The 25,462-nt window shown below is 68.7% G+C and carries 20 protein-coding genes and 1 pseudogene; 10 read left to right on the forward strand and 11 right to left on the reverse strand.

Going from position 1 to position 25,462, the window contains the following annotated elements:
• The first annotated feature begins 37 nt into the window (after nucleotides 1–37).
• The 3 genes from ACFXN1_RS11380 to ACFXN1_RS11390 are packed head-to-tail and all read left to right on the forward strand — an operon-like array spanning nucleotide 38 to nucleotide 2,995.
• Nucleotides 38–1,042 carry a hypothetical protein gene (locus ACFXN1_RS11380; protein ID WP_379396083.1) on the forward strand — a complete coding sequence of 335 codons (1,005 nt, stop codon included), beginning with the start codon at nucleotides 38–40 and terminating at the stop codon, nucleotides 1,040–1,042.
• 35 nt (nucleotides 1,043–1,077) lie between these two features.
• Nucleotides 1,078–2,121, forward strand: a complete 1,044-nt coding sequence (locus tag ACFXN1_RS11385) for a zinc-dependent alcohol dehydrogenase family protein (protein ID WP_379463555.1) — start codon at nucleotides 1,078–1,080, stop codon at nucleotides 2,119–2,121.
• Nucleotides 2,122–2,134: 13 nt separating this feature from the next.
• A complete protein-coding gene (locus ACFXN1_RS11390) occupies nucleotides 2,135–2,995 on the forward strand; it encodes a universal stress protein (RefSeq protein ID WP_379436691.1) in 861 nt (286 codons plus the stop codon).
• Here the strand turns inward: ACFXN1_RS11390 and ACFXN1_RS11395 are convergent.
• From ACFXN1_RS11395 to ACFXN1_RS11430, 8 genes and pseudogenes are all read right to left on the reverse strand, one after another.
• Nucleotides 2,962–3,216: a hypothetical protein gene (locus ACFXN1_RS11395; protein WP_379436693.1), complete on the reverse strand. Its 255-nt coding sequence runs from the start codon at nucleotides 3,214–3,216 to the stop codon at nucleotides 2,962–2,964. The genes ACFXN1_RS11390 and ACFXN1_RS11395 overlap by 34 nt on opposite strands.
• A pseudogene (locus ACFXN1_RS11400) lies at nucleotides 3,213–3,884 on the reverse strand (DUF4389 domain-containing protein); the annotation flags it as partial. The pseudogene ACFXN1_RS11400 and the gene ACFXN1_RS11395, both read right to left, overlap by 4 nt.
• Before the next feature lie 75 nt (nucleotides 3,885–3,959).
• Nucleotides 3,960–4,418 (reverse strand): hypothetical protein, encoded by a 459-nt coding sequence (locus ACFXN1_RS11405; protein ID WP_379436694.1) that lies wholly within the window; start codon nucleotides 4,416–4,418, stop codon nucleotides 3,960–3,962.
• 536 nt (nucleotides 4,419–4,954) lie between these two features.
• Nucleotides 4,955–6,313 (reverse strand): wax ester/triacylglycerol synthase family O-acyltransferase, encoded by a 1,359-nt coding sequence (locus ACFXN1_RS11410; protein ID WP_379436696.1) that lies wholly within the window; start codon nucleotides 6,311–6,313, stop codon nucleotides 4,955–4,957.
• A 20-nt stretch (nucleotides 6,314–6,333) separates the two neighbouring features.
• Complete coding sequence (locus ACFXN1_RS11415; RefSeq protein WP_379436697.1) at nucleotides 6,334–7,236, reverse strand: universal stress protein; 903 nt, start codon at nucleotides 7,234–7,236, stop codon at nucleotides 6,334–6,336.
• A gap of 30 nt (nucleotides 7,237–7,266) precedes the next feature.
• On the reverse strand, nucleotides 7,267–7,854 hold the full coding sequence (locus ACFXN1_RS11420; protein WP_379436699.1) for a hypothetical protein: 588 nt from the start codon (nucleotides 7,852–7,854) through the stop codon (nucleotides 7,267–7,269).
• Between the two features lie 80 nt (nucleotides 7,855–7,934).
• Nucleotides 7,935–9,644, reverse strand: coding sequence for a SulP family inorganic anion transporter (locus ACFXN1_RS11425; RefSeq protein WP_379436700.1), 1,710 nt, complete (start codon nucleotides 9,642–9,644; stop codon nucleotides 7,935–7,937).
• A gap of 22 nt (nucleotides 9,645–9,666) precedes the next feature.
• Entirely contained in the window at nucleotides 9,667–10,101 is a 435-nt protein-coding gene (locus ACFXN1_RS11430) for a hypothetical protein (RefSeq protein ID WP_379436702.1), read from the reverse strand.
• 361 nt (nucleotides 10,102–10,462) lie between these two features.
• Here ACFXN1_RS11430 and ACFXN1_RS11435 point away from each other — a divergent pair, with 361 nt between their 5' ends.
• The 3 genes from ACFXN1_RS11435 to ACFXN1_RS11445 are packed head-to-tail and all read left to right on the forward strand — an operon-like array spanning nucleotide 10,463 to nucleotide 12,909.
• Nucleotides 10,463–10,888: an SgcJ/EcaC family oxidoreductase gene (locus tag ACFXN1_RS11435; protein ID WP_379436703.1), complete on the forward strand. Its 426-nt coding sequence runs from the start codon at nucleotides 10,463–10,465 to the stop codon at nucleotides 10,886–10,888.
• Nucleotides 10,889–10,938: 50 nt separating this feature from the next.
• On the forward strand, nucleotides 10,939–11,883 hold the full coding sequence (locus ACFXN1_RS11440) for an LLM class F420-dependent oxidoreductase (protein WP_379436705.1): 945 nt from the start codon (nucleotides 10,939–10,941) through the stop codon (nucleotides 11,881–11,883).
• Nucleotides 11,884–11,910: 27 nt separating this feature from the next.
• Nucleotides 11,911–12,909, forward strand: coding sequence for an RNA polymerase subunit sigma-70 (locus ACFXN1_RS11445; RefSeq protein ID WP_379436706.1), 999 nt, complete (start codon nucleotides 11,911–11,913; stop codon nucleotides 12,907–12,909).
• Between the two features lie 494 nt (nucleotides 12,910–13,403).
• On the opposite strand, the gene ACFXN1_RS11450 is transcribed toward ACFXN1_RS11445, so the two are convergent.
• Both ACFXN1_RS11450 and ACFXN1_RS11455 read right to left on the reverse strand, forming a co-directional pair.
• Nucleotides 13,404–15,767 carry a phosphoketolase gene (locus tag ACFXN1_RS11450; protein ID WP_379436708.1) on the reverse strand — a complete coding sequence of 788 codons (2,364 nt, stop codon included), beginning with the start codon at nucleotides 15,765–15,767 and terminating at the stop codon, nucleotides 13,404–13,406.
• Nucleotides 15,764–16,702 (reverse strand): universal stress protein, encoded by a 939-nt coding sequence (locus ACFXN1_RS11455; RefSeq protein WP_379436710.1) that lies wholly within the window; start codon nucleotides 16,700–16,702, stop codon nucleotides 15,764–15,766. The genes ACFXN1_RS11450 and ACFXN1_RS11455 overlap by 4 nt, the downstream gene beginning before the upstream one ends.
• Nucleotides 16,703–16,928: 226 nt before the next feature.
• Here ACFXN1_RS11455 and ACFXN1_RS11460 point away from each other — a divergent pair, with 226 nt between their 5' ends.
• Complete coding sequence (locus tag ACFXN1_RS11460; protein WP_379436711.1) at nucleotides 16,929–17,135, forward strand: hypothetical protein; 207 nt, start codon at nucleotides 16,929–16,931, stop codon at nucleotides 17,133–17,135.
• Here ACFXN1_RS11460 and otsB read toward each other — a convergent pair.
• Complete coding sequence (gene otsB, locus ACFXN1_RS11465; protein ID WP_379436834.1) at nucleotides 17,116–20,841, reverse strand: trehalose-phosphatase; 3,726 nt, start codon at nucleotides 20,839–20,841, stop codon at nucleotides 17,116–17,118. The two genes, ACFXN1_RS11460 and otsB, sit on opposite strands and share 20 nt — an antisense overlap.
• A 118-nt stretch (nucleotides 20,842–20,959) precedes the next feature.
• On the opposite strand from otsB, the gene ACFXN1_RS11470 reads away from it, so the two are divergent.
• The 3 genes from ACFXN1_RS11470 to mgtA all read left to right on the forward strand — a co-directional run bounded on the left by ACFXN1_RS11470 (nucleotide 20,960) and on the right by mgtA (nucleotide 25,457).
• Nucleotides 20,960–21,979, forward strand: a complete 1,020-nt coding sequence (locus tag ACFXN1_RS11470; RefSeq protein ID WP_379436713.1) for an Acg family FMN-binding oxidoreductase — start codon at nucleotides 20,960–20,962, stop codon at nucleotides 21,977–21,979.
• Nucleotides 21,980–22,034: 55 nt separating this feature from the next.
• A complete protein-coding gene (locus ACFXN1_RS11475) occupies nucleotides 22,035–22,682 on the forward strand; it encodes a response regulator (protein WP_379436714.1) in 648 nt (215 codons plus the stop codon).
• A 111-nt stretch (nucleotides 22,683–22,793) separates the two neighbouring features.
• Nucleotides 22,794–25,457, forward strand: a complete 2,664-nt coding sequence (gene mgtA, locus ACFXN1_RS11480; protein WP_379436716.1) for a magnesium-translocating P-type ATPase — start codon at nucleotides 22,794–22,796, stop codon at nucleotides 25,455–25,457.
• The last annotated feature ends 5 nt before the right edge of the window (nucleotides 25,458–25,462 follow it).

Here is a 25,462-nt window from a genome sequence, read left to right on the forward strand (position 1 = left end):
CGCTCTCCTCCGAAGTAAGCGAAAGGCGGTATCCACCATGATCAGCGCGGCGTCGCAGGCGGTGTCCGGGAATCCGGCCCCCTTCACGTGGGTGACGGCGGTTTCGATGCTGGTGTTCTGCGGCGTCCTGTGGCTCATCGTCGACTACATGCGCACCCATCCACGACCCGCGATGTGGGTGTGGGGACTGTCGCTGCTGACGTTCCCGCTCTGGATCTGGGGGCCCGGCCGCGACATCGGTCTGATCAACTGGTTCTCCTGGGCCAAGATCCTGTCGGTGCTGATCCCGCTGACCCTGGTCGGAGCGATGCGGATCTCCGTGGCCGAGCAACGCCCCGGACGGGTGTGGGAGATCCTGCGCAATCCGCGATTCCTGTGGTTCCCGTACGCGATCCTGTTCCTCAACATCGCCGAGGCCACCCTGCGCGACGCCCAGATCGGCAACTACTGGAACGCCGCGGTCGGGCTCGGACTGTGCCTCACGATCCCCTACTGCCCGCGCTTCTGGGAAGTGCTGCCCGGCCGCAACGCCGAACTCGTCGCCTACACGACCATGGCGTGGAACTTCCTCTACACCACCTGGAATCTGTGCTTCACCTTCGGCGGATATCCCCCGCAGGAAGAGCATTTCGCCGCCAGCATCTGCATTCTCGCGGTCGCGGAAATCTATCCGCTCGTCAAACGCCGTCCCGAGCTGTACATCATGGCGCGCATCTACACGTTGCCCGTGCTCATGCTGGTGATCGCGATCTACAACATCTTCCCGAAGGTGATGCCGTCGGACGGGTGGTTCAACAACGATGTCTGGATCGTCTGGGGCATAGCCAATTTCGTCCTCACCATCCCCTACCTGTTCTGGTACACCTGGCAGCTCGAGACCGGCCGCTCCTTCCTCACCTTCCGCCGCGGCCGCGCCCGCGAGGACTTCCTGCGCCGGCACGGCGAACAGGTCCACCAGCTCATCGACTTCGCCGATTCCCTCGACGCCGCGACCGATACGCACGGCCGCCGATCACGCACTGCGGCAGCACCGGACCGTTAGGCCGGTCGACATGTCCGCGCACAGGAGGTATTCCCATGCGAGCAATGGTTTTTCATGGACCCGGGCAGAAATCCTGGGATGAGGTTCCCGACCCGACCATCACGCAACCGACCGATGCGATCGTCCGCGTCGGGGCGGTGACGATCTGCGGCACCGATCTGCACATTCTCGAGGGTGACGTACCCGAGTTCGCGCCCGGCCGGATTCTCGGTCACGAAGCCGTGGGCACCATCGTCGAGGTGGGTACCGGAGTGCACACCCGCAAGGTCGGCGAGCGGGTCCTGATCTCCTGCATCAGCGCTTGCGGCGCATGCCGATTCTGCCGGGAGGGCCGCTACGGGCAGTGCCTCGGCGGCGGTGGCTGGATCCTCGGCCATCTCATCGACGGCACGCAGGCGGAAATGGTGCGCGTCCCCTTCGCCGATACCTCGACCTATCCGATCCCCCGGAGCATCTCCGACGAGCAGATGCTCATGCTCGCCGATATTCTGCCCACCAGCTACGAGGTCGGCGTCCTCAACGGCGCCGTGCGGCCGGGCGATACCGTGGCGATCATCGGCGCGGGTCCGATCGGGCTGGCCGCGATCGTCACCTCCCGGCTCTACAGCCCCGGCCACATCGTGGCCATCGACCTGGCCGACAGCCGGCTCGACGCCGCCGCGAAACTGGGCGCGGACGTCATCGTCAACAGCGGCCGCGACAATCCAGCCGACGTGATCGCAGGGCTGACCGGCGGCCTCGGCGCGGACGTCACCATCGAGGCGGTCGGCATCCCCGAAACGTTCGAGATCGCAATCGACCTCGTCCGCCCGGGCGGTCACGTCGCCAATATCGGCGTGCACGGCAAGCCCGCCACCCTGCACCTCGAGAAGATCTGGATCCGGGACCTGACCATCACCACCGGCCTGGTCGACACCTACTCCACACCCCGGCTCATCGACCTGGTGGCCAGCGGGCGCCTCGACCCCGCCGCGATGATCACCCACCGCTTCACGATGGACGAATTCCCCTCCGCGTACGACACCTTCGCACGCGCCGGCGAGACCGGGGCGCTCAAGGTCGTCATCACCGCCGCGTAGGAGGCAGGGAACGATGGACGCGCACCATGATCGCAACGCCGTGGTGGCCGGGGTGGACGGCTCGACGGTTTCACTCAATGCCGTCCGCTGGGCCGCGTATCTCGCCACGGCCATCCACGAACCGCTCGTGATCGCCTGCGCTCCGAGATTTCCCCGCGGCGACGGCGAGGCGGAGCACGTTCACCCGAGCGGACGGGTGGTTCGCTGGCACGAGATCGCCGCGCACACCACCGAACACGCTGTGGCACTGGTTCGTTCCTGTGCGCCGGAGTTGCCCGTCACCACCGAGGTCACCCCCGAGGCGGCCGCTCCCGCGCTCATCGCGCGCAGCTCGCACGCCCGGATCCTCGTGGTCGGGGCCCAGACCGCCTGGGATGGGCGGCTGGTCGGCCCGACGACCATGGAGGTCGCACGCCACGCGCGGTGCCCGGTCGCGGTATGGCGCGGTAGAGCGGGTCGTCGCATTCCGCGGCGGAAACCGGTCACGGTGGGTGTGGACGGCACCCCGCTCAGTACGGCGGCCCTCGCGCTGGGATTCGAACTCGCCGAGGCACTCTCGGTGCCGCTGACCGCAGTGCACTGCCGGCCGGGGAACCGGATCGTGGCGATCGGACCGGCAGCCGACCACACGGCCACCGACGATGCCCTCCTGACGAGTGCACTGGCCCCGCATCGCCTGGCTCACCCGGACGTGGAGGTCACCGAGGTGACCGTTCCAGGCGTACCCGCCGCCGTTCTGGCGGAGGCGGGACGCGACTCCCAGCTACTGGTCGTCGGCACCCACGCCCGCAGCTCCGCGACCGCCGCATTGTTCGGTTCCACGAGCCGGGATCTGTTGCATCACTCCCCCTGTCCCGTCGTGCTGTGCGGTTGAGCGGCCGGGTGTTCGGCGAGGCTGCAGAAGGGCCAGAGAGGTTCGTAGCGGAAGTCGGCGCCGGCCGACGAGGCGACGAGGGCCGGCGGTGCCGGCTCGGACTGATCACTCCGATCGCAGAGGATCGCCACCAGCGCCGCAGCGGCCAGCACCACCGCGACCGCCAGCAGCACGGCGATGACTGCCCAGCGTTCCGGCACCCGGGGGAATCTCGTTGTCACGGCACGACATCCTCGGCTGGTTCCCGCGGGCCCTGGTCGAGCCGGAAGGGTGGATAGTTGTCGGTCAGCAGCGCCGAATACGCCAGGACGCGGTAGAACCACCGGTTCACGCCGAGAACGAATCCGAACAGTCCGCGCGGGTAGCGGCCGGTGAACAGCAGGGCGACCGCGGCGATCAGTACCAGCACGCCGATCAGCGGAATCGTGTTGCTGGCGTTGCTGTCGCCCGTATCGCCACCGAGCATCACACCGCCGCCGAACAGGGCGGCCAGAATCAAATAGTGCGGGATGGCGAGCAGCCACCATTTCACGAGAGCGAGCCCGCGCGAGAGCTGTTCGGGGTAATCGATCTCCAGATCCGCCGGATAGTCGGTCTGCCGCAGGGTGAACGGCGGATACCTGTCGGTGCCCAGTGCCGCGTAGGTGTAGAACTGCACCCGCCAGGACCAGCGCATCACACCCACGGTGAAGTCGAACAGCGAGCGCGGGTAGCGCCCGGTGAACAGGATCGCGAACCACGCCACCACCGTGACCACCCAGAAGGCGATCCACAGGAACAACAGCACGATGGAGTGGGGTATCGCCAGGATCCATTTCACCAGCCACAGCCAGCGGGAGAGCGGTTCGTCCAGGTCGCCGCGCAGTCGCACGGAGCGGACGGTGGAGGGTTCGGGGTTCATGTCGTTCTCCTGTTCGGAACAAAGGGTCGAGCACGGTCTCGATAGGGAATCCGTGGCCGGGCTTCAGGATCGGCGCTCCGTACGCGGCGTCCGGCGATGCCCGTCGGCCAGTACCTGGGTCAGGAAGGCGCCGGTCACCCACGCCATGGCGGCGGCCATGGCCGCACCGCCCAGTGCGCCGATGCCGGCGGTGAGAATCAGCGGCTGGCCCGGCTGCCACAGCGGCGGCGCCACCACCGTGAAGGCGATGAGCCCACCGATCCATGCCACCGCGTTGGCCAGGATCCACAGTGCGGACCGATCACTGAAGCGGCGCAACACCGTCCACTGCGCGACGCCGATCGAGGACACCACGATCAGCGAGCCCGCCACGGCCGCCGGAACCTGTGCCCACGTGGGCCAGGCGCCGAATCGTTCGCCGTAGAGCATGGGCAGCAGCCCGATCGACCACGCCACCACCGCCCCGGCCGAGGTGACCGCCGTCCATTCGCGAATTCGTAAACAGGACAACAGTGTTCGCAACACCCGGGCCTGGAAGTACCCGAGAACGGCGCCTTCGACGGCCCCGCCGTCAGCATGACGGCGGCAACCGCCGCCCCACTCGCGTGTGCGATGAGCGCACCCGCGAGTGCCGGCACGAGGAACCCGAGGAATTCTCCGGCCGTCACCATGGCGAACCACCGTGCGCGCACCTCGCGCACCCCGCGCGCCGCGGGCACCGCCGACGCGGGCGCCGTTGGCTCGACAACCGCGCCGGGATGCCGTGTCCTGTACTCCCCCAGCGCATGTCGCAGTGCGCTCGGCAGCCGCACGGCCGCCGCCCCGATGCCGTGGCCCCCGTACTCGGTAACCATTGTGTCCTCCGTCCGCGGGTGCGTCGATCCGCCCGCCGATCCGATCGTCCGCCGTGACCGGGCACCGCAGACAGAAGCCGAAGTCCCACGCCCGACGGCCTTTCGCCGCTGCCGGTCCACCGTCGGCGGCACCATGGGCAGGACCTTGGTCCCGCGGGTAGCGGGACCTCTGGCTGTCCGACGGTGGGCCCGAGCACCGGCGACCTACTCGGCCGGGGGCTGCGGCCGGGCTCGCGCCGCGGTGAGCAGTTCGGCTATGGCGCTGTGGATTCCGTCGGCGAGCACCTCGAGGTCGGGGGTGGAGTCGTAGTCGCCGGTGATGCCGAAGGTGAGCTGATCGCCGTAGCTCAGGATCGCGATGCCGGTGCGCAGGCGCATGGCGATGGGAATGGCCGGTATCAGCTCCAGGACCTCGCGACCCAGCATGGTGAGGGTGCGGCGCGGGCCCGGGACGTTGGTCGCGACGGCCGTCACGCCGCGCTGCGGCAGATGCGACCACAGCCGCATGCCCCAGGCGACCGGAGCGAACGGGAGCCGGCCGGCGAGGGCGAGCAGCGACTTCTCGGCTTGCGCGGTCCCGCCCGACTTGTGCCGGGCCATCCGACGGTGAATGGCGGTGAGTCGTTCGACCGGGTCGTCCAGGTGTAGGGGCAGCAGGGACAGGACCGCCGAGATCCGGTTGTCGAGAAACGATTTCGCGTCGGCAGCCCGCATCGACACCGGGACCAGAATCCGCACACTGTTCCCGGTGGGTTCTTCCCCGCGCCCGAGCAGGACAGCTCGGTACGCCGATGTCACCGCGGCCAGCACGACGTCGTTGACCGTCGCGTCGAAGCCGTGGCCGATCTCCCGGATCTCGCTGAGCGAGGCTCGCGCGATCGCATAGCGCCGTTGCCTGCCGATCGGACCGTTGAGCGAGGAGGCCGCGGGCGTGGAGACGAGAGCGGCTGCCACCGGGGCCAGGCTGCGTACCAGGCTCAGCGCATACCGTGGCACCTCCACCGGCAACCGGAGCCCGGTGACCGCCCAGCCGAACCAGTTCCCGCCTCCGGCAGAATCGGTGTCCGGCGCCGGTTTCCCCCGGCTCGCCGCTTCCGTTTCATCACAGAAGCTTTCGAACAGGTTCACGCCGGACACACCGTCGACCAGGCTGTGATGCGCCTTCACGATCACGGCCCAGCGCCCGCCCGCGAGGTGGTCGATGACGACGCACTCCCACATCGGATGATCGCGGTCCAGGCGCTCCACCAGCTCACCGGCGACGAATTCACGCAAGGCGGGCTCGTCGGCAGGCGCGGGCAGCGCGCTCCACCGGAGATGGTGGGCGAGATCGAAATTCGGGTCGTCCTCCCATACCGGTACGACGAGGTCCAGTGGCGCACGCCGGACACGCTGCCGCAGCCGGTCGTTTGCCGAGACCCGCGCGGCCAGTGCCGCCGTGAATTCCGCACGGTCGGGGGGCACACCGGCCAGGATCGCGACAGCGGCGATACCGAGGCTGATATGCCGGTCAGAGTCCTCCAGTTCGATGAATCCCGCGTCCAGCGGTTGTAATTCGGTCATTACCGCCACCCGATCTTCGATTACGCGCGCACGACGACCGTCGGGGTCTCGACGTTGTGCAACACGGTGGAACTGGTGGAACCGAGCAGCATGCCCGTGAAGCCGCCGCGGCCGCGGCTGCCGATCACGACCAATTGCGCGTGCTCGGATTCCTGGAGCAGAGCCTGGGCCGGGCGTTCCGTCACCAGCATGCGGCGGACCGGCACGTCGGGATAGCGTTCGCCGAACCCGGCGAGCCGCTCGGAGAGCAGTTCGTTCTCCTGCGCACGCAGCGGCTCCCAGCCGATCAGCGGCACGTAGGAGCCGAGAACGTCGGTCCAGGCGTGTAGCGCGGTCACCCCGACCTTGCGCACCGAGGCCTCCTGGAACGCGAATTCCACTGCGGGCACGCTGTGGGGTGAGCCGTCGATGCCGACCAGCACCGGCTTCTCCGCCGACAGCGGATCGGCCGCCGCGGTCGCGTGGATCACCGCTACCGGGCAGTGCGCGTGCCGGGTGACCGCATCGGCCACCGAGCCGAGTAGGCCGCGCCGGATCGCGCCCAGTCCGCGGCTGCCCACGGCGATCGCACGCGCGTGCCGGGACTGATCGAGGAGATAGTCGATGATGGGTTCGCGAATTACCTCGGTCGTGATCGGCACGGCCGCACCCGTCGCCGCGGCGCGCACCACACGGCCGGCTTCGCCGACGATTCGCTGGCCGTCCCGGTCCAGCAGCTCCAGGTCGGTGTCGCCGAGCAACTCGCCGGGGATTTCGCCGACGGGCAGCGAGATGGAGGTGACGAGGTGCAGTCCGCAGCCGTGCAGATCCGCGGCCACCGCGGCCCACACCGCCGCCCGGTACGAGGTCGCCGAGCCGTCGACGGCGGCGATGATGATGCGCGACATCGGTTGCCCGGCAACAGAACTGGGGTCGGCACTCATGATCGGTATCCTCCCGATGGTCTGTGGTGACTAGGTTCCGATGGGACGGCCGAGCCCACGCAGCTCCGCCTCCCAGCGCGAGGCGTGCAGGCGTTCCAGCCCCTGGCTGACGCACCAGAGCAGCGCGAGTACTCCGAATCCAGCTCCCATGAGCAGTGCGAGACCGGTGCCGACGCCGTCCCACACCGCCATTTCGGGTTCCCGCGGCGGGTCGGTGGCCAGGCCGTCGGGACCGACCCAGAGCTGCACCGTGTCACCGGCCTTCGTATCGCGCCGGATCTCGATCGTTCCGGTCGCGAGGCTCCCGTCGCGCTGCCACTGCACCTGTGACTCGTAACGCGCCGGCTGCGCGGGACCGGCCGGCTGGACTTCCTTCGGCGTGGTCAGAACCGTCGCGTGGACCGTGGTCTTCGAAGCGTTCGCGACACTGATGTGGGCGGCGCTGCGGGTGTAAGTCTCGGTGCCGACCGCGGCGGCGACCGGCACGGCCAGCAGCAGCAGGACGACCACCAGCACATGCAGCACCGATGCCCAGCGGTCGGATGCCCGCATGAGCGGATTCGTGTTCCACGGCCGCATCCGCCACACCCGCCACAGCAGTGAGCAATTGTGTGACATGGCCCTGCACCTCGTCCCTGGAGTTTCTTGTCTGCCCGTTGAGCATCTCGCGTCCGGAGCCGCTCGGTGACGGCCGAAAGTCACCGATCCGCCGGTCCGAGGTCGCCGGTTTCGCGCCGATAGGCCGCCAGCGCCGTCGGCAACGTCGGAAACAGGCGATCGGCGCCGATACGGGCGGTGAGCCCGGCCGCGTCGAGTGCCGCTCGCAGATCCTTCTTGACCCTGGCCATCGCGAAAACCACTCCGCGGGAGGCCAATTCGGCACGAAGCTGGTCGACGGCGTCCAGTGCGGTCAGATCGACCTCGACATTGGCCTCGGCGTTGAGGACGAACCAGCGGACCGGGACCGTCGCGGCAGCGGTATCGACGGCCGCCAGCGCGCGGCGGCGGAAGTCCTCGGCATTGGCGAAGCACAGTGGGGCGTCGTACCGGTAGACCACCAGTCCGGGCACGGTCGTGGCCTCCGGGTAGTCGTCGATGTCGTGCATACCGGCCAGACCGGTGACGAAGCCCTGGATCGCATCGTGGGCGCGGGCCACCCGGCGCAGCAGGTCCAGGATCGACAGGCCGACGGCGATGAGGATCCCGTACAGGACGCCGACCGCCAGCACCGCGGCGGCCGTACTCAGCGCGAGCACCAGCTCGCTGCGACGGAATCGCGCCAGGCGGCGGAACTCCGGCAGGTCGATCAGCCGCAGCGCGGCGTAGATCACCAGCGCGCCCAGCGCGGCGGCCGGGAACGCGGCGAGCACGGTCCGCCCCCAGAACAAGACGGCGAGCACCGTCAGCAGCGCCCCTACCGCGTACAGCTGGGTACGCGCGCCCGCCGCGTCGGCGATGCTCGTGCGGCTGCCACTGCAACTGACCGGAAACCCCTGCGAGACACCGGCGCTCAGATTGGTCGCACCCATGGCGAGCAGTTCGCGGTTCGCGTCGACGGCCACGCCGTGCCGGGCCGCGAACGCGCGGGCGGTCAGAACCATGTCGGAGAATCCGACCAGGGCGATCCCGACCGCAGGCAGCAGCAGTTTCGCGAGGTCCGCGGCCGCGACGTGCGGTATGCCCGGAACCGGTAGCCCGGACGGGATCTCACCCACCACGTGAATCCCGCGTTCCCGCAACGAGAACACCGCAACCACCGCGGTCGCGCCCAGCACCGCCACCAGCGGCCCCGGCAGCCGCGGCGCCCGCCACGCCGCCAGCAGCAGCGCGGCCAGGGTGCCGCCGGCCAGACACACTGTAGGCCAATGCAATTCGTCGACATGGGCCGCGAAGGACCGCAGTTGATCGGAGATGGACTCCCCTGTCACGCTCACCCGGCTAACCCGGCCGAGCTGGCCCACGATCATGATTCCTGCCGTCCCGGCCAGGTAGCCGACCAGTACCGGCTTCGACAGCAGGTCGGCCAATACCCCCAGCCGGGTCACCGCGCCTGCCACACAGCAAGCTCCGACCAGCAGCGCGAGCGCCGCGGCCAATGCCGCGTATCGGGCGGAGTCACCCGCGGCCAGCGGCGCCAGCGCCACCGCCGTCATGAGCGCCGTCGTCGATTCCGGCCCGACCGACAGCAGCCGTGAGGTCCCCAGCACCACATAGACGGCCAGCGGGCCGAGCACCGCCCACAGGCCCGCGATCGGCGCCAGACCGGCCACCGTCGCATACGCCATCACCTGCGGAATCAGATAGGCCGCCACGGTGACTCCGGCCACGGCGTCGGACCGCAGCCAGCCACGCCGGTAACCCCGGAACTGTCGCGTCCCGGGCAGCCACCGCCCTGTGGCGTCACCCATCAGAGCACCGTAGCGCGCGAAGTCATCGCATCGCGCTGTCCAGGACGAGCACGCCGGCGCTGAGGAGGGCGATCGCCTTCAGGACTTCGAGGGCGACGTAGGCATAGTGGCTGCGCGAACGCGGCCCCTCGTCCCCGGCCAGCACCGCGTCGCTGCGCCGGGTCAGCCGGGGGCGCACGAAAGCGAGCTGCAGGACCAGTGCGCCGATCGCGACGGCGAGGGCGCCGGTCGTCGCAGCACCGGGAGCATCGGCCCAGACGGCAGCGAGAACGAGGATGGCGAGCAGGGATTCGACGCCGTTGAGGGCACGGAAGACCAGGCGGCCGATGCCGAGTCCGATGGCGAGGGTGACATTCGGGGCACGGAACTTCAGCGGCGCCTCGATGAACGAGATGGCCAGCACCATGCCCAGCCATAGGAAGACGGCGGCGGTGATGAAGGCACGGGCGGTGGTCATGGGAATCAGTCCTCTCAGGGCGGCATTCCCGAGCCTGGCGCAGCCACTAGCAGGCTCAGCAGAGTCGACAGGTCGCACTCGAGATGACCATTGCCCCTAGTACTCCAGCATCACAAACCCATCTACCTGGGGACTCCACGTCCATCTCCAGCACCCCAATCGGCATGTGGCCCAGACACTTTCCGGGAGGCAGGTCATCGTATCGTCGACGGCGGGGCTGCTACTGCGCCGCGCAGGTTGGCCGTGAGCATGGCCGTCATTGTTTGCGATTCCTTTTCGGTCCGGCCGAAGTCTTCATTCTGTGCACTACAAACCGGGCGCGCGAGCGGCGCGACCGGACAGTCGAGAGTGAGGACGATCGATGACCAGCTATGCGAATCCCACTGCCGGAGCGGTGGACAGCGCTGTGCGGGCGCTGTTCGACGCGGCGTCGGCTGCCTGGGCCGACGGTGATATCGAAGCGTTCGTCGAGTGCTACGCCGACACTGCCACGGCGATCCTGCCGGGTGTGTACCTGCCGGGCAAACAAGCAATTCGTGCCGACATGGGAGCGGCGTTCGCCGGCCCGTTGAAGTCCTCGCGACGCATCCATGAGGTGGATTACATCCGGGTTCTCGACGGCGGCACCGCAGTGGTGATCTCCAAGAGTGTCACAGTGCCGAGGGGTGAGACCGAGCCTGCGGCCGAGCGGTGGGAGTGGGGGACCTGGGTGCTTGTACAGCATGACGGGAGATGGCTCATCGAGGCGTATCACGGTAGCCCGCAGCGCGAAACGGAACCGCGATGAGCTTCTTCGCCTAGAGATATGCGCACCAAATCTCGAAAGGACGACACCCTGTGAAACTCAGCCTTTATATCCCGACCGGGACTACCCAGGAGTTCTACGGCTACACCGACCCGGTGACAGCGTTCACGACGATCCGTGATCTCGCAGTGGTCGCCGACGAATGCGGATTCGACACGATCTGGGCGCCGGATCACTTCATTCCGTTCGGGCCGCCTGGCGCCTATGTCTTCGAGGCATGGACCACTCTGGCGGCGCTGGCCCGGGAGACCAAGGACATCAAGCTGGGACAGCTGGTGACCGGCAACGGTTACCGCAATCCGACCCTGCTGGCGAAGATGGCATCGACCCTCGATGTCATCTCGGGCGGGCGACTGAAGTTCGGAATCGGCGCGGGCTGGTACGAGGACGAATACCGGGCCTTCGGCTACGACTTCCCGGCCGCACCCGAGCGGCTGCGGCGGCTCGAGGAGGCGCTGCAAATCATCACGTCGATGTGGACCGACCAGGCGACCACCTTCGACGGCAGCTATTTCAGGGCCGCGGGGGTGGTCAACCAGCCCGCCGGCGTGCAACGACCGCGCATCCCGATGATGATCGCCGGCGGCGGTGAAAAGGTCACCCTCAGACTGGTCGCGAAGTACGGGGACCTGTGTAACGTGCAGGAACCGCCGGACGAGGTGGCCCGAAAGTACAGCGTCCTCGCCAAGCATTGCACCCATGTGGGACGCGACTTCTCCACGATTACGAAGACCTCCACGTCCTACTGCATCATCGCCGACACCGACGAACAAGCCCGGGCCGCGGTTCCAGAGTGGGCTCCCCTGGTTTTTCCCGGCCTGCTCGCCGACTACGGGCTTGTCGGCACCCTCGACACCATTGGTGACCGACTCGCCGTCTACGAGCAGGCCGGAGTCGACGAGTTGATCGTCGGGTTCGCTGACGCACTCAACCCCGAAGCGCTGCGTACCTTCGCGGCCGCGTTCATCCGGAAATGACTCCCTGGCATTCGTGGAGGAGCTGACATGCGGCCGACTATTTCCGGCACGATCGATCGGAACGAGTTTCTGTACTACGCCGACCGATACCGGCCGGAGCTGATCGCGCACTGTTACCGGATGGTCGGGTCGGTACAGGAGGCCGAAGATCTCGTTCAGGAGACGTACCTCCGGGCGTGGCGCGGCTGGGAGTCGTTCGAACAGCGTTCGACGGTGCGGGCCTGGCTCTACCGGATTGCCACCAACCTGTGCCTGACGGCAGTGGTCCATCAGCAGCGCCGAGTCCTGCCGTCCGGACTCGGCTCAGCTAGCGAGGGCCCCGGTTCACCGCTCGCTGCCGGTTCCTCCGATCCGCTGTGGATCGAGCCATTCCCCAACCGGCTGTACGAAGGTTCGAGCGATGACCCCGCCGAGATCGCGGTGTCCAGATCGAATCTGCGGCTAGCGCTGGTAGCGAGCCTGCAGCATCTGCCACCGCGCCAGCGGGCGGTGTTCATTCTGCGTGAGGTGCTCTCCTATCCCGCGGTCGAGGTTGCCGACATGCTCAGCATCAGTGTCGCGGCGGTCAAGAGTGCGTTGCAACGCGCTCGCGCCACAGTGGATGAACTAGCACCTGCGGATCACGCTGTGCTCGAACCGGATTCGCCGCAGGCCCGCGCTGTTCTCGACCGGTACATGGCTGCGTTCGAAAATGCCGATATCGCTGCGCTCACCGAGCTGTTGCGAGATGACGCCACCCTCGAGTCTGTTCCCAGGGGGACCTCGTTGTCGGGCAAAGACCGCTGCTTGGCACGCCTGGCCCAGTTGGTCGGCACGACGGCCGGTCGATACCGGATGCATCCCACGATCGTGAATGGGCAGCCCGCCGCGGTGGCCTACCGGCGCGAGCACCCGGACTCGGCATTCACCTTGTTCGCAGTGGTGGTGCTGTCGGTGGAGGCAGACCGGATCACTGGGATAACGAGCTACCAAGATCCAGCAGTTATCAATCGATTCGACGTCGCTGATGGACAGCGCACCGACTGACTCGGAGCGGAAGTAGCCCGGCAAGCTACCACACGGCGATGGCCGGGCCGGGCCAGTTTTTCGCGGCCCTCCCAGGATGGATTGGGCCGGCCATGGTGGATCGACGCCCGGGCGGGCAGCAAACCGACCGCACCCGGGCGTCGACCTCGACGTCGTCACCGGGATCGTTGCAGGCAATCCGCGGGACGACCGTGAGCCGCTGCGAAGGGGTGAGCGGCTCACGTCTCCTCGATCCTCTGCGCATGGCACGGCTCGGGATCGAAAAATCCTGCTGTAGTGGAGGATTGGAACCCTATCGAGCGCGCCGCCGATATCCACCGGGCCGGCCGCCGATTAGGGGGTGATATGTGTTACTTCAATTAACATGCCTGATCAGCGCATTCATATGATTCACCGGACAATGCTGACCTGGGGGATGACAAGACCAATTGACCAGTCACAACGGTAGAAACAGACTGGGCAACTGATCAGTAACCTAATGCGCCACCCCCGGGCTAGGCGGGCCAGCGCCAGTCGGTGATCTCCGGTGGGTCGATGCCGTAGCGGCGGGCGTAGGCGTCGGCGGCCTCACGGCGGGCTGTGAGCTCCTCGGTGAGCGGGGCGAGCTGTTCGGACAGGCGCGGCACCTCGGCAAGGGCTGCGGCCGCCAGGGTGAAGCGGTCGATGCCGTTCATGGCGCACATGCTGAAAGGTGTTGTGGTGGTGCCGTTGTCGGTGAATCCGTGGACGTGCATGACGTCGTGGCCGGGGCGGCGGTAGGCGATGCGGTGGATGAGCCAGGGGTAGCCGTGGAAGGCGAAGATCACCGGCGCGTCGGTGAAGACGGAGCGGTATTCCTCGTCGGAGATCCCGTGCGGATGGCGATCCGGCGGGAACAGGCGGGCCAGGTCCACCACGTTGACCAAACGGATCGCCAAGTCCGGCACGAGTTCTCGCAGCAGCGCCGCGGCGGCCAGGGCTTCCTGGGTGGGGACGTCCCCGGCACAGGCCAGCACGACCTCGGCGGGACGATCGGAATCCGAACTCGCCCAGTGCCAGACGCCCAGACCCTGCTCGCAGTGCACTCGCGCCGCCTCGTCGTCGAGGTATTGCAGCGCGGGCTGCTTCCCGGCGACCACGACATTGACCCGGCCGCGGCTGCGCAGGCAGTGGTCGAAGACGTGCAGCAGGCAGTTGGCGTCCGGCGGCAGGTATACCCGGCTGACCTCGGGCCGCTTGCTGAGCACGTGGTCGATGAATCCGGGATCCTGATGCGACGCCCCGTTGTGATCCTGCCGCCACACGTGCGAGGTGATCAGGTAGTTCAGGCTGGGAATCGGCTCGCGCCAGGGGAATTCCGCCGCCATGTGCAGCCATTTGGCGTGCTGCACCACCATCGAGTCGATGATGTGTGCGAAGGCCTCGTAGGTGGAGAACACACCGTGCCTGCCGGTCAGCAGATAACCCTCCAGCCAGCCCTGGCACAGATGCTCCGACAGCACCTCGAAGACGCGGCCGTCCGGGGACAGCCGATCATCGCCCGCGATCCGCCTGGCGCGCCAGCGCCGGCCGGTGACCTCGAGAACGGCGTCCAGGCGATTGGAGGTGTGCTCGTCCGGCGAGAAGAACAGCAGATTGTGCGGATTCTCGACCAGCGCGTCGCGCAGATACCCGCCCAGCACCCGCGTCGCCTCCGCCGATTCGGTTCCGGGAGCGGGGAATTCGAGGGCGTAGTCGGTCGGGCACGGCAGCTGCAGATCGACGCTGTCGTGACCGTGCGCGGCGCGATTGGCGCTCATCTGCAGGTGCTCGGGATGCAGGCGCGCGATCCGGTCCACCGGACGGCCGTCGTCGTCGAAGAGCTCCTCGGGCCGATAGGACCGTAACCAGTCCTCCAGTTGCGCAAGGCGTTCCGGATTCTCGCGCACGCCCGACAATGGCACCTGGTGCGCCCGGAAGGTGCCCTCGACGCGCACGCCGTCCACCGTCGCCGGACCGGTCCACCCCTTCGGAGTCGACAACACGATCATCGGCCGGCAGGGGTCGCGCGGACCCAGGCCGCGCTCGGCGAACTCGCGAATCTCCCGGATCCGCTCCATCGCCTCGTCGAGCACGGTCGCATACCGGTCGTGGACCTCGGCCGGATTGTCGCCGTCGACATACATCGGCTCCCAGCCCTGCGCGCTGAGCATGGCGTCGAGCTCGCCGCGCGGCATGCGCGCCAGCAGCGTCGGATTCGCGATCTTGTAGCCGTTGAGGTGCAGGATCGGCAGCACCGTGCCGTCGGTGACGCGGTCCAGGAACAGCGACCCGTGCCAGCTGGTGGCCAGGGCCCCGGTTTCGGCCTCGCCGTCACCGATCATGCACGCCACCACCAGATTCGGATTGTCCAGCGCCGCGCCGGTGGCATGGGCGAGCGAATAGCCCAGTTCGCCACCCTCGTGGATGGAACCCGGCAGATGCGGTGAGGCATGGCTGGGGACACCGCCCGGGAAGGAGAACTGCCGGAACAGTTCTCGCATCCCGGCCAGGTTCTGGCCGACCTCCGGGTGCCGCAGCGAATAGGTGCCCTCGAGCCAGGTCGCGGCGGTGAGCGCCGCGGCACCGTGCCCGGGACCCAGCACGAACAGCATCTGCTGCCCGGTCCGCATGATGATCCGATTGAGGTGGGCGTAGGTCAGGGTAACCCCGGGCACGGTTCCCCAGTGGCCGATCAGCCGCTGCTTGATGTGCTCGGGCCGCAGCTTCTCGGTGAGCAGCGGGTTGTCCACGAGGTAGATCTGCCCGGCGGCCAAATAGTTGGCGGCCCGCCACCACGCGTCCAGATCGATCAGGTCGTCCCGGATTCCGGTTCCGGCGCCGGGCATGGTCAGCGTCATCGCTTCGTCTCCTCGTCATCGGCGTGCACGACCATCACCGGGCAGTGCGCGTGCTGCACCAGGGATTGGGTGGTGGATCCGAGCAGCATTCCCAGGAATCCCCCACGACCGCGGCTGCCGACCACGACCAGCTGCGCGGTCTTCGACAGCTCCCCCAGCCGCCCGGCGGGCCCGGAGGCGAACACCTCGCGGCTCACCGAGACATCCGGATACTTCTCCTGCCAGCCGGCCAGCCGCTCGGCCAGCACGGCTTCCTCGATACCGGCCAGCTCCGCGGTCACCACCGGGATCACCGCGTCGGCGAATTGCCCCGTGTCCCAATCGCTGAAGACATGGACGGCGACCAACCCCACCTCCCGTTCGGAGGCTTCGGCGAACGCCGCGCCGATCGCGGCCTCGCTCACGCGGCTGCCGTCCACGCCGACCACGACCGGACCCGAGCCGCGAACGGCATTGGCCGCGTCGGGATCCGGCCGCACCACGACCACCGCGCCCCGGGCGTGACTGGTCACCGAGAACAGGGTGGATCCCAGATGCGAGAGCGTGCCGGCCGTCCCGGTCGCACCGATCACCACCGCGAACGCGGACTCGCTGAGATCGATCAGCACCCGGGCGGGACTGTCCGTCGACACCGCGGACGAGACCGTCAGTTCCGGCTCGTAGTCGCCGGCGGCCAGCCGGGCCCGGGCGATGGCCGCCGCACCGGCGGCCTTGACGGCCTCGGCCAGCGACGGCGCCGCCACCGCGTAGGGACCGACGCCACGGCTGACCGCCACCAGATCCAGGCCGTGGACGATGTGCAGTCGCCGCCGCCACTGTGCGGCGTAGTTCGCGGCCCAGTGCACCGCCCGCGCCGAACCTTCCGAATTGTCCACGCCGACCACCACGGGCGCCGAGGCCAGCCGATGCGGATCGTCGAGTTCCTGGTTTGTCATCGTGACCTCCGGTGAAGTCGTCGGCGCCCGGGGCAGGGCTCGTACTCTCACGGTAGGAACGGAACCTGACCGCCCTCTGCGGGCGATCGTCCTCGGTGTGAGGACCAAAGACCCCTCTGCACGGCGGCCGGGCCGGGCGGTGTGGCACCTCGGACGCCGTTGGTCCCACCGGAGTCGGGTACATCGGCCCTGCTGATTCGCGCGGGCCGCGACAAAGCTTGCTGCCATGAATTCTCCCGCAACTCCTCATGCCGCCGCGACCGTGGCCCTGGTCCTCGGCGCGGGCATGGTGGTCGCGGTTCCCGCCGCCACCGATTACATCTCCCTCTGGGCCCGGCTCTACGGCGCGGTTCTGGTGTATCTCGCGCTCGTCGAATACCTGGCCGTCGCGATCGGGCTGGCCCGATGGGGCGTCAATCGGCTGCGGTCGTGAGCGGATCCGGATCGGATGCCTTGCGGCTCACCGGCATTCGGATCGTCGCCCCCGCCGGCAGCAGTTCGGTGAATCCGTCGTAATGAATCTCCACCGGGTCCGCCACGCCCGGATCGGCGGCGACCTCCAGATCGGAGGCGCTGACCCTGATCGCGAGCCGGTGCCCGCGGTAGACGATCCAGAAGCGCAGCTCCCCCAGCTCGTCGGGCCAGCAGGGGTTGAAGATGAGGCGATCGGCCCGGATCTCCATTCCGGTGAAGCACCGCTGGACCAGGTCGATGGTTCCGGCCATGGCGCCGAGGTGGATTCCCTCCTGCGTGGTCCCGCCCTGGATATCGGCGATATCGGAGTCCAGCACCCGGTCGAAGAACTCCATCGCCCGCGCCCGGTGCGCGCGGGCCAGCACCCAGGCGTGGACCAGCGCGCTCAGCGTCGAACCATGCGACGTGCGGGCCAGGTAGTAGTCGATCGTCCGCGGAATCATCTCCCCGGGGAGGTCGTAGCCGAGGTGTCCGAGCACCTCCCGCAATTCGTCGGCGGAGAGCAGATAGAACAGCATCAGGACATCGGCCTGTTTGGCGGCCCGGTAGCGGTTGACGTCGTCGCCCTCGGCCTCGAGGATGCGATCCAGCCGCTGGATCTCGCCGTAGCGCTGCCGGTAGCCGTCCCAATCCAGTTCGGCCAGTTGCTCGTAACCGTCGAACTGGCTGATGACCTCGTCGTGGAAGGGCACGTACATCCGCCGCCCGACATGCTCCCACCGCGCCAGTTCCACCGGTGAGACCCGCAGCGATTCGAGCAGTTCCGCCCGTGCACGGGGCGTCAACCGGGCCAGCGCGTCGCGCGCCCGCAGCAACGTCCACACCGCCATCACATTCGTGTAGGCATTGTCGTCCACGCCGGATCCCGGTGCGCTCGGCGAACCGGTGTGGAATTCGTCGGGCCCGATGACCCCGCGCAGGTGATACCGGTCGTGGCGCGGGTCGTAGTCGGCCAGGCTCGCCCAGTACCGGGCGATCTCCACCATCAGCTCGGCGCCGTAGTCGGTGAGGAATTCGAGGTCGCCCGTCGCCTGGAAGTACTGCCAGACGTTGTAGGCGATGGCACTGCCGATATGGTGGGCGCGCGGGCTCGGATCCGGATTCCAATGCCCCGACAGCGGATTCAGATGCATGAGCTGGCTTTCCTCCCGGCCGTCGGAGGCGGACTGCCACGGGAACATCGCCCCGGACAACCCGGCGGCGGCCGCCGCGCGCCGCGCCTCCGGCAATCGCCGGTATCGGTACCGCAGCAGACCGCGCGCGAGTCGTGGGAAGCGAGGACTCAGCACCGGATGCACGAACAGCTCGTCCCAGAAGACGTGCCCCCGATAGGCCTCGCCGTGCAGACCCCGCGCGGGGACCCCGACGTCCAGATCGGCGGTGTGCGGCGAGAGGGTCTGCACCAGATGCAGCAGGTGCAACCGGATCACCCGGGTCGCGTGCTCACCGCCGCCCAGATCGATTCGGAGCCGATCCCAGAGGTGTTCCCAGGCGGCCGTGTGCGATTCGAGCAGGTCGGCGAACCCGCCGGTACTGCGCAGTGCGCGCGCGGCCTCGTCGTCCGGGGCCGAGACCGCGTGGTCGCGGCCGGTGACCACGGCCGCGATCTTCTCCAGCACGACGGTGTCGCCCTCGGCCATCGCGACGCCGTGGTCGTGCCCGATCGACCCGTCGCTCTCGACGAGCTCCGTAGCGGGACACAGCTTCACACCCTCTCGGTACAGCGTGCCGCGCGCCGCGGTCGCAACCGGAATCCCGGATTGCCCGGTGCGCACCACCACCAGCACCGATTCCGGTGACAGCTCCTGCGCCGACACCCGCTCGAGGTGATCCCCCGACAGGTCCCGATACCGCGCCACCAGACTGTTGCTCACCGCGCCGTCCACCGTCGAGCGGAAGACCACTGTCCCCGACCAGTTCTCGGCGGTCACCGCGGTCTCGAGCGCGCACAGGTGCGGCGCGTGCATGGCCACGAACCGCCGCTGCCGCACCGCGGTGATGCGGCCGGTGCCGTCCCGGAAGCGGAAGTGCCGCAGCAGGACTGCCCGGCGCAGATCGAATTCCTGGCGATAGGACAGCAATTCGACGGCGTCGATGTCGAGCCAGTCGCCGTCGCCGATGCGGAAGGTGACCGGCAGCCAGTTCGGCAGGTTCACCAGGCTCTCGTTGTCGACCGTGCGACCCGCGATCTGATCGGAGAGCCGGTTGTAGATACCGGCGACATAGGTACCCGGGTAGTGGTGCTCCCCCGCCGCGCACTCCGGCGCGGCCCCGCGGGTGGCGAGATATCCGTTTCCGACGGTGCACAGCGCCTCCCGCAGCCGCTCGTGCGCCGGGTCGTACCCGTCGAAGGCGAACACCCACGAATCCGACACGGCCCCAGCGGATTCGGCGGCCAGCAGGGTGGCCAGATCGTCGAGGAAGGGGCGCACGCCCTCGGGTCCGGGCAGCGCGAAGCGGGCGGCGGTCCGCCGGTCGCCGTTCTCGTCGTGCCGGACCACGATCGAGATACCCTCGGCCTCCACGGCGTCGAAGGCGTCCTCGTCGGTGAGGTCGTCGCCGATGTAGATCGGCAGCATCGGCGTGACGAGGTGGCCGAGGATCCACTGGAGCGCGGTGCCCTTGTCCCAGTCCATGTCCGGCCGCAGTTCGACCACCTTGCGTCCGCCCGTCACGCGCAGGCCACGCTGGTGCGCCTGCGCGTGCACGGCGGCCGTCACCGCGCCGACCTGTTCCGGGGCGACCCGCCGATAGTGCACCGCGACCGCGAAGCGCTTGTGCTCCACCAGGATCCCCTCGATCGCGCTCAACGACCGCGCCAGCTCCTGCGCTGCCGCCACCAGCGCGCGTTCCGCGCCCGGAGCGGCATCGTGCACACACGTCGTGCCGTCCGGGGCCTGCAATTCGAAGCCGTGACACCCGGCGTACCAGAGGCCCTCGACACCGACCCGGTCGCGCAGATCCGCCAGCTCACGCCCGCTGACAATGGCGACCGGGCACTGCGCCGCGAGCCGCGTCAGCGCCGCAGCGCCGCCCTCCACCAGGGTCGCGGCCGCCGGATCGGGGACGATGGCCGACAGCGTACCGTCGAAATCGAGCAGGACGCAGGCCTTTTCGGTGTCGAGCAGGTCACCGAGCCGCCCCGCGACCGCCTCCGGCACCTCCGACATCCGCCGGAAACCGTTGCGCAGCAACACCCGATCGAGGTCGGGCACCACCACATCGGCCCCGCGCCCGGCCGGCCGATCGCCGTGCCCGCCCCGGTCGACGCCGATCACCAGACCGAATCCGCCGGCCCGGCCCGCCGCGACACCGGCCTCCGCGTCCACCACGACGGCGGTCCGTTCCGGCTCCGCCCCCAGCCGGCGCGCGGCCTCGAGCAGCATCGCCGGGCCAGGCTTGCCCGCCGGCCCCAGTTCCGCCGCCACGGTGCCGTCCACCCGCACCGCGAACAGGTCTCCGATGCCGGCAGCCCGCAGCACGTCGGCGCAGTTGCGGCCAACGGAGAACACCGCGACACCGATACCCGCGGTCTGCAGGCGCCGCACCAGGGCCACGGTGGAGTCGAACACGGGGACGCCGTCGCGGGCGCTGCCGGCCACCACGTCCATATCGAAGATCACCGCGTCATGGCGCCGCGCGTCGATCAGCGGCGCGGGCCGCATGTTGTCGTCCACGGCTTCAGCGTGCGTGCGTCCGGGCGCCGGGCCAAGGGTCCTGTAGCACCGCAACGAGGACCAACGGCCCCTGTAGCGCGGACGCCACCCGTCCTAGCGTGAATCCATGAGCCAACTACCCAGCGGCGACACGATCGAGCAGGCAGTCCGGCTGGCCGGTCGCGCGCCCTCCCTGCACAACAGCCAGCCGTGGCGCTGGGTCTTCGACGGCGATGCCCTGCACCTGTTCTCGGTGCCATCGCGCATGCTCGCGGCCACCGACCACTCCGGTCGGCAGATGCTGATCAGCTGTGGCGTCGCGCTGGGGCATCTGCGCGCCGCGCTGGCCGCGGCCGGATGGCAGACGCAGGTCACCTACTTCCCCAACCCCAACCGGCACGATCAGCTGGCGACGGTGACCTTCGAGCCGGCGCGGATCGTGACCGACGCCGACCGGGACCGGGCCGACGCCATCACGGTTCGCTACACCGACCGGCTCCCCTTCACCGCACCGGCGGACTGGCGCGAATTCGAACCGGTGCTGCCGGTCATCGTCGACCCGCCGGACGCGGTGATCACCGTGCTGCCGCCCGAGGCCCGCACCGAGCTCGCCCGCGCCTCGCGGCTCACCGCGGCGATACGCCGCTACGATTCCGGCTATCAAGCCGAATTGCAGTGGTGGACAGGGCATTCGCTCCCCGCGGAGGGTATCCCGCCGACGGCCCGGGTGTCCGCCGAGGAGCGCGAGCGGGTCGATCTGAGCCGCGTGTTCCCGGCCGTCGGCGACGAGCCGCGCCGCGCCGATGTCCAGGACGACGAGTCCGTGGTCCTCGTGGTGTCCAGCGGCAGCACCTCCGCCGACCTGGTGCGCTGCGGCGAGGCGCTGTCCACCATCCTGCTCGAATGCACGGTCGCGGGATACGCGACCTGCCCCATCACCCACGTCACCGAAGTGCCGCAGAGCCGAGCGGTGATCCGCGAGCTCACCGGCCGCGTGGAGCAGCCACAGGCGCTGGTGCGAGTCGGCACGGTGCCCGCCTCCGACCGCCAGCCGACGCATACCCCACGGCTGCCCCTCGCACAGATCCTGGAGGTCACCGCTCCCGCCACCCCCGGCGGCCCTGCTCCGTCCGGCCATCCCCGGTAACCCGCCCCCGGAGAGCTATGTTGGACCACGACGACCTACAGATTGGGAACCGGCCATGATCAAGGTTTTTCTCGTCGATGATCACGAGATCGTTCGCCGGGGACTCGTCGACCTGCTCGAGGGCGACCCGGAACTCACCGTCATCGGTGAAGCCTCCGATGTGGCCCAGGCCCTGGCCAGAATCCCGGCGCTGAAACCGGATGTCGCGGTCCTCGATGTCCGGCTGCCGGACGGGAACGGCATCGAACTCTGCCGTGATCTGCTCTCGCGCGTCGATGCGTTGCGCTGCCTCATCCTCACCTCGTTCACCGACGAGCAGGCCATGATGGACGCGATCCTCGCCGGAGCCAGCGGTTACGTGGTCAAGGACATCAAGGGCATGGAGTTGGCGAAGGCCATCAAGGAGGTCGGCGCCGGGCGCTCGCTGCTGGACAACCGCGCCGCCGCGGCCCTGATGGATCGGCTGCGCCGCAGCACCCAGTCCGACGGCCCGCTGGCCGGGCTCACCGACCAGGAGCGCAAACTTCTCGACCTGCTCGGCGACGGGCTGACCAACCGGCAGATCGCCGAACGCATGTTCCTCGCGGAGAAGACGGTCAAGAACTACGTCTCCCGGCTGCTCGCCAAGCTCGGCATGGAGCGCCGCACCCAGGCCGCGGTCTACGCGTCCAAGCTGCGTGGCGACCATCCGCGTCCGCAGTAGAGCGAACTGCGGTCCAAGCGCGGCAAGTCCTCGGCGGCAAGGTCTTTGGTCCCATCCCTCGATGCGAGCAGGCCCTATCGGCCCGGCCCGGACAGCGGAACCCTCTACTGTATGCACGATCACGCGCTGTCGTTGGCCACGAATCGCACGCTGCCGCACACGGTTCGGGCCGTACCCGCCACGACCGCCGCGGCGCAGCCCACCGACCAGATTCTGACCACGCTGGCCACCGGCGACGAAGGGCTGACCGAATCCGAATATGCCGGACGGGCACGCCTTTTCGGGCCGAACGCCATTCAGGCGCATCGCGCGCGCATCGGACCGGTCATCGCGCGGCAATTGCGCTCGCCGCTCCTGCTGCTGCTCGCCGTGACCGCTGTGGTGTCGTTCTTCCTCGGCGAGCGCAGCGATGCGGTGGTCATCGGGGTGATCGTGGCGATGTCCGTCGGCCTGGGCACCGTCAACGAATTCCGTGCCGAGCAGGCGGCGGCCGCACTGCACGAGCGCATCCGGCATCGAGTCGTGGTGACGCGTGCCGGGCAGGCACGATCGGTCGACCTCGCGGAGCTGGTACCGGGCGACATCGTCCAGCTGCGGCCGGGTGAGCTGGTGCCCGCGGACCTGCGGCTGTTGTCCGTGACCGGACTGCAGTGCGATGAATCGGTACTGACCGGCGAGCCGGAACCGGTGATCAAGTCGACCGACCCGGTAGCAGCCGGAAGCCCAGTGTCCGAGCTGGCCTGCTGCGCACTCATGGGCACGGTGGTCGCCGCCGGGACCGGCCGCGGCGTCGTGACAGCGACGGGCGGCGACACCGAATTCGGCCGTATCGCCGTCGGTTTGGCGCGCCGGGAGCCCGAGACCGAGTTCCAGGCCGGGCTGCGCCGGTTCTCGATGCTGCTGGTGCGCGTCGCCGCGGTTCTGACGATCGGCATCTTCGGGGTGAACCTGGTGCTGCACCGGCCGCTGCTGGACGCGCTGATGTTCTCGCTGGCGATCGCGGTCGGCATTTCCCCGCAACTGCTGCCGGCGGTGGTGTCGACCAGCCTGGCGGCAGGTTCACGAATCCTGGCGCAGCGCAAGGTGCTGGTGAAGCGGCTGGTCTGCATCGAGGATCTCGGCGACATCGAAGTGTTGTTCACCGACAAGACCGGCACATTGACCGAGGGGCGGATCGAATTCATGCGCGCGGTCGCCGCCGAACCGGACGCCGACGGAAATGTCATCGAGCTGGGCATGGCCTGCACCGACGGCGTGATCCAGAACGGCCGGCTCGCCGGCGGTGACGCACTCGACACGGCACTGTGGGCCGCGGCGCTCGCACCGCGGGACGGCGCCGAGCGGCACACCCGGCTCGCCACACTGCCTTTCGATCATCGGCGGCGCATGGTCTCGGTCCTGGTCGATGCACCGCGCACCGGGGGCACGATCATTACGAAGGGAGCACCCGAAGCCGTCCTCGCCTGCTGCGAGAACGTGCCGGATGCGGCCACCGCGGCGCTCGGCGCCGAGTTCGCAGCCGGGCACCGCGTGGTCGCCGTCGCGACCCGTCCGGCGCCCGGGCGGACGTCGCTGACGGCCGCCGACGAGACCGGTCTGAGGCTGGCCGGGTTCCTCGTGTTCCTCGACCCGCCGAAAGCCTCTGCGCGCGAGGCGATCAGCCGCCTGGCCACGCTCGGCGTCGCGGTCAAGGTCATCACCGGCGATCATCCGACAGTGGCCGCGCGGGTCTGCGAACAGCTGGGCCTACCGGCGGGCGACACCCTGTCGGGCGCCGACCTCGACCGGCTCACCGACGCCGAGCTCACCGGGAAGCTGGCCACCACAACAGTTTTCGCCCGCATCGATCCCGAGCAGAAGGCGCGCATCGTTCGCGCGCAGCGGTCGCTCGGCGTCGATGTCGCGTTCCTCGGCGACGGCGTCAACGACGCGCTCGCCCTGCACGCCGCCGATGTCGGAATCTCCGTGGACGCCGCCACCGACGTCGCCAAGGACGCCGCCGACGTCGTGCTGCTCGAGAAGGACCTGCAGGTCCTGGCGGACGGCGTCACCCAGGGCCGGCGCGTATTCGCCAATACCATGAAGTACGTCTTGATGGGCACGTCCAGCAATTTCGGCAATATGTTCAGTGCGGCGGGCGCTTCCGCGTTCCTGCCGTTCCTGCCCATGCTGCCCTCGCAGATCCTGCTCAACAATCTGCTCTACGACTCCAGCCAGCTCGCGATCCCCACCGACAACGTCGACGCGGAGCAGCTGGCCCGGCCCGCGCGCTGGGACATCGGGCTGATCCGGCGATTCATGCTGGTGTTCGGTCCCATCAGCTCGGTGTTCGACTTCGCGACCTTCGGCATCATGCTGTGGGTCTTCCACGCGGGCGAAGCTCTCTTCCACACCGCCTGGTTCGTCGAATCGCTGGCCACCCAAACCCTGGTGCTGTTCGTGATCCGCACCCGCAGAACGCCCTTCTTCCGCAGCCACCCGAGCGTCGCCCTGCTCACCGCCGCGCTGGCCGCGGTGGGAATCGGCGCACTGCTGCCCGTGACGCCGCTGGCCGCCTCGCTCGGCTTCCAGCCGCTGCCCGGCGCCTTCTTCGTCGCGCTGCTCGCCATGATCGTCGTCTACCTCGCGCTGGCGGAAACCGCGAAGCACTGGTTCTTCCGGACACCCCCCGCCGTCCCGGCTGCCCGCGACCGCCGGCCCGATCATCGATTGCGCCGTCGCGCTGCGCGTTTCGCCACCGGAACGCCTTCGGCGGCGGGCACTTCCGCGTCCTGAACCCG

The organism is Nocardia sp. NPDC059154 (assembly GCF_042755705.1).
In the GTDB taxonomy this organism is placed as follows: domain Bacteria; phylum Actinomycetota; class Actinomycetes; order Mycobacteriales; family Mycobacteriaceae; genus Nocardia.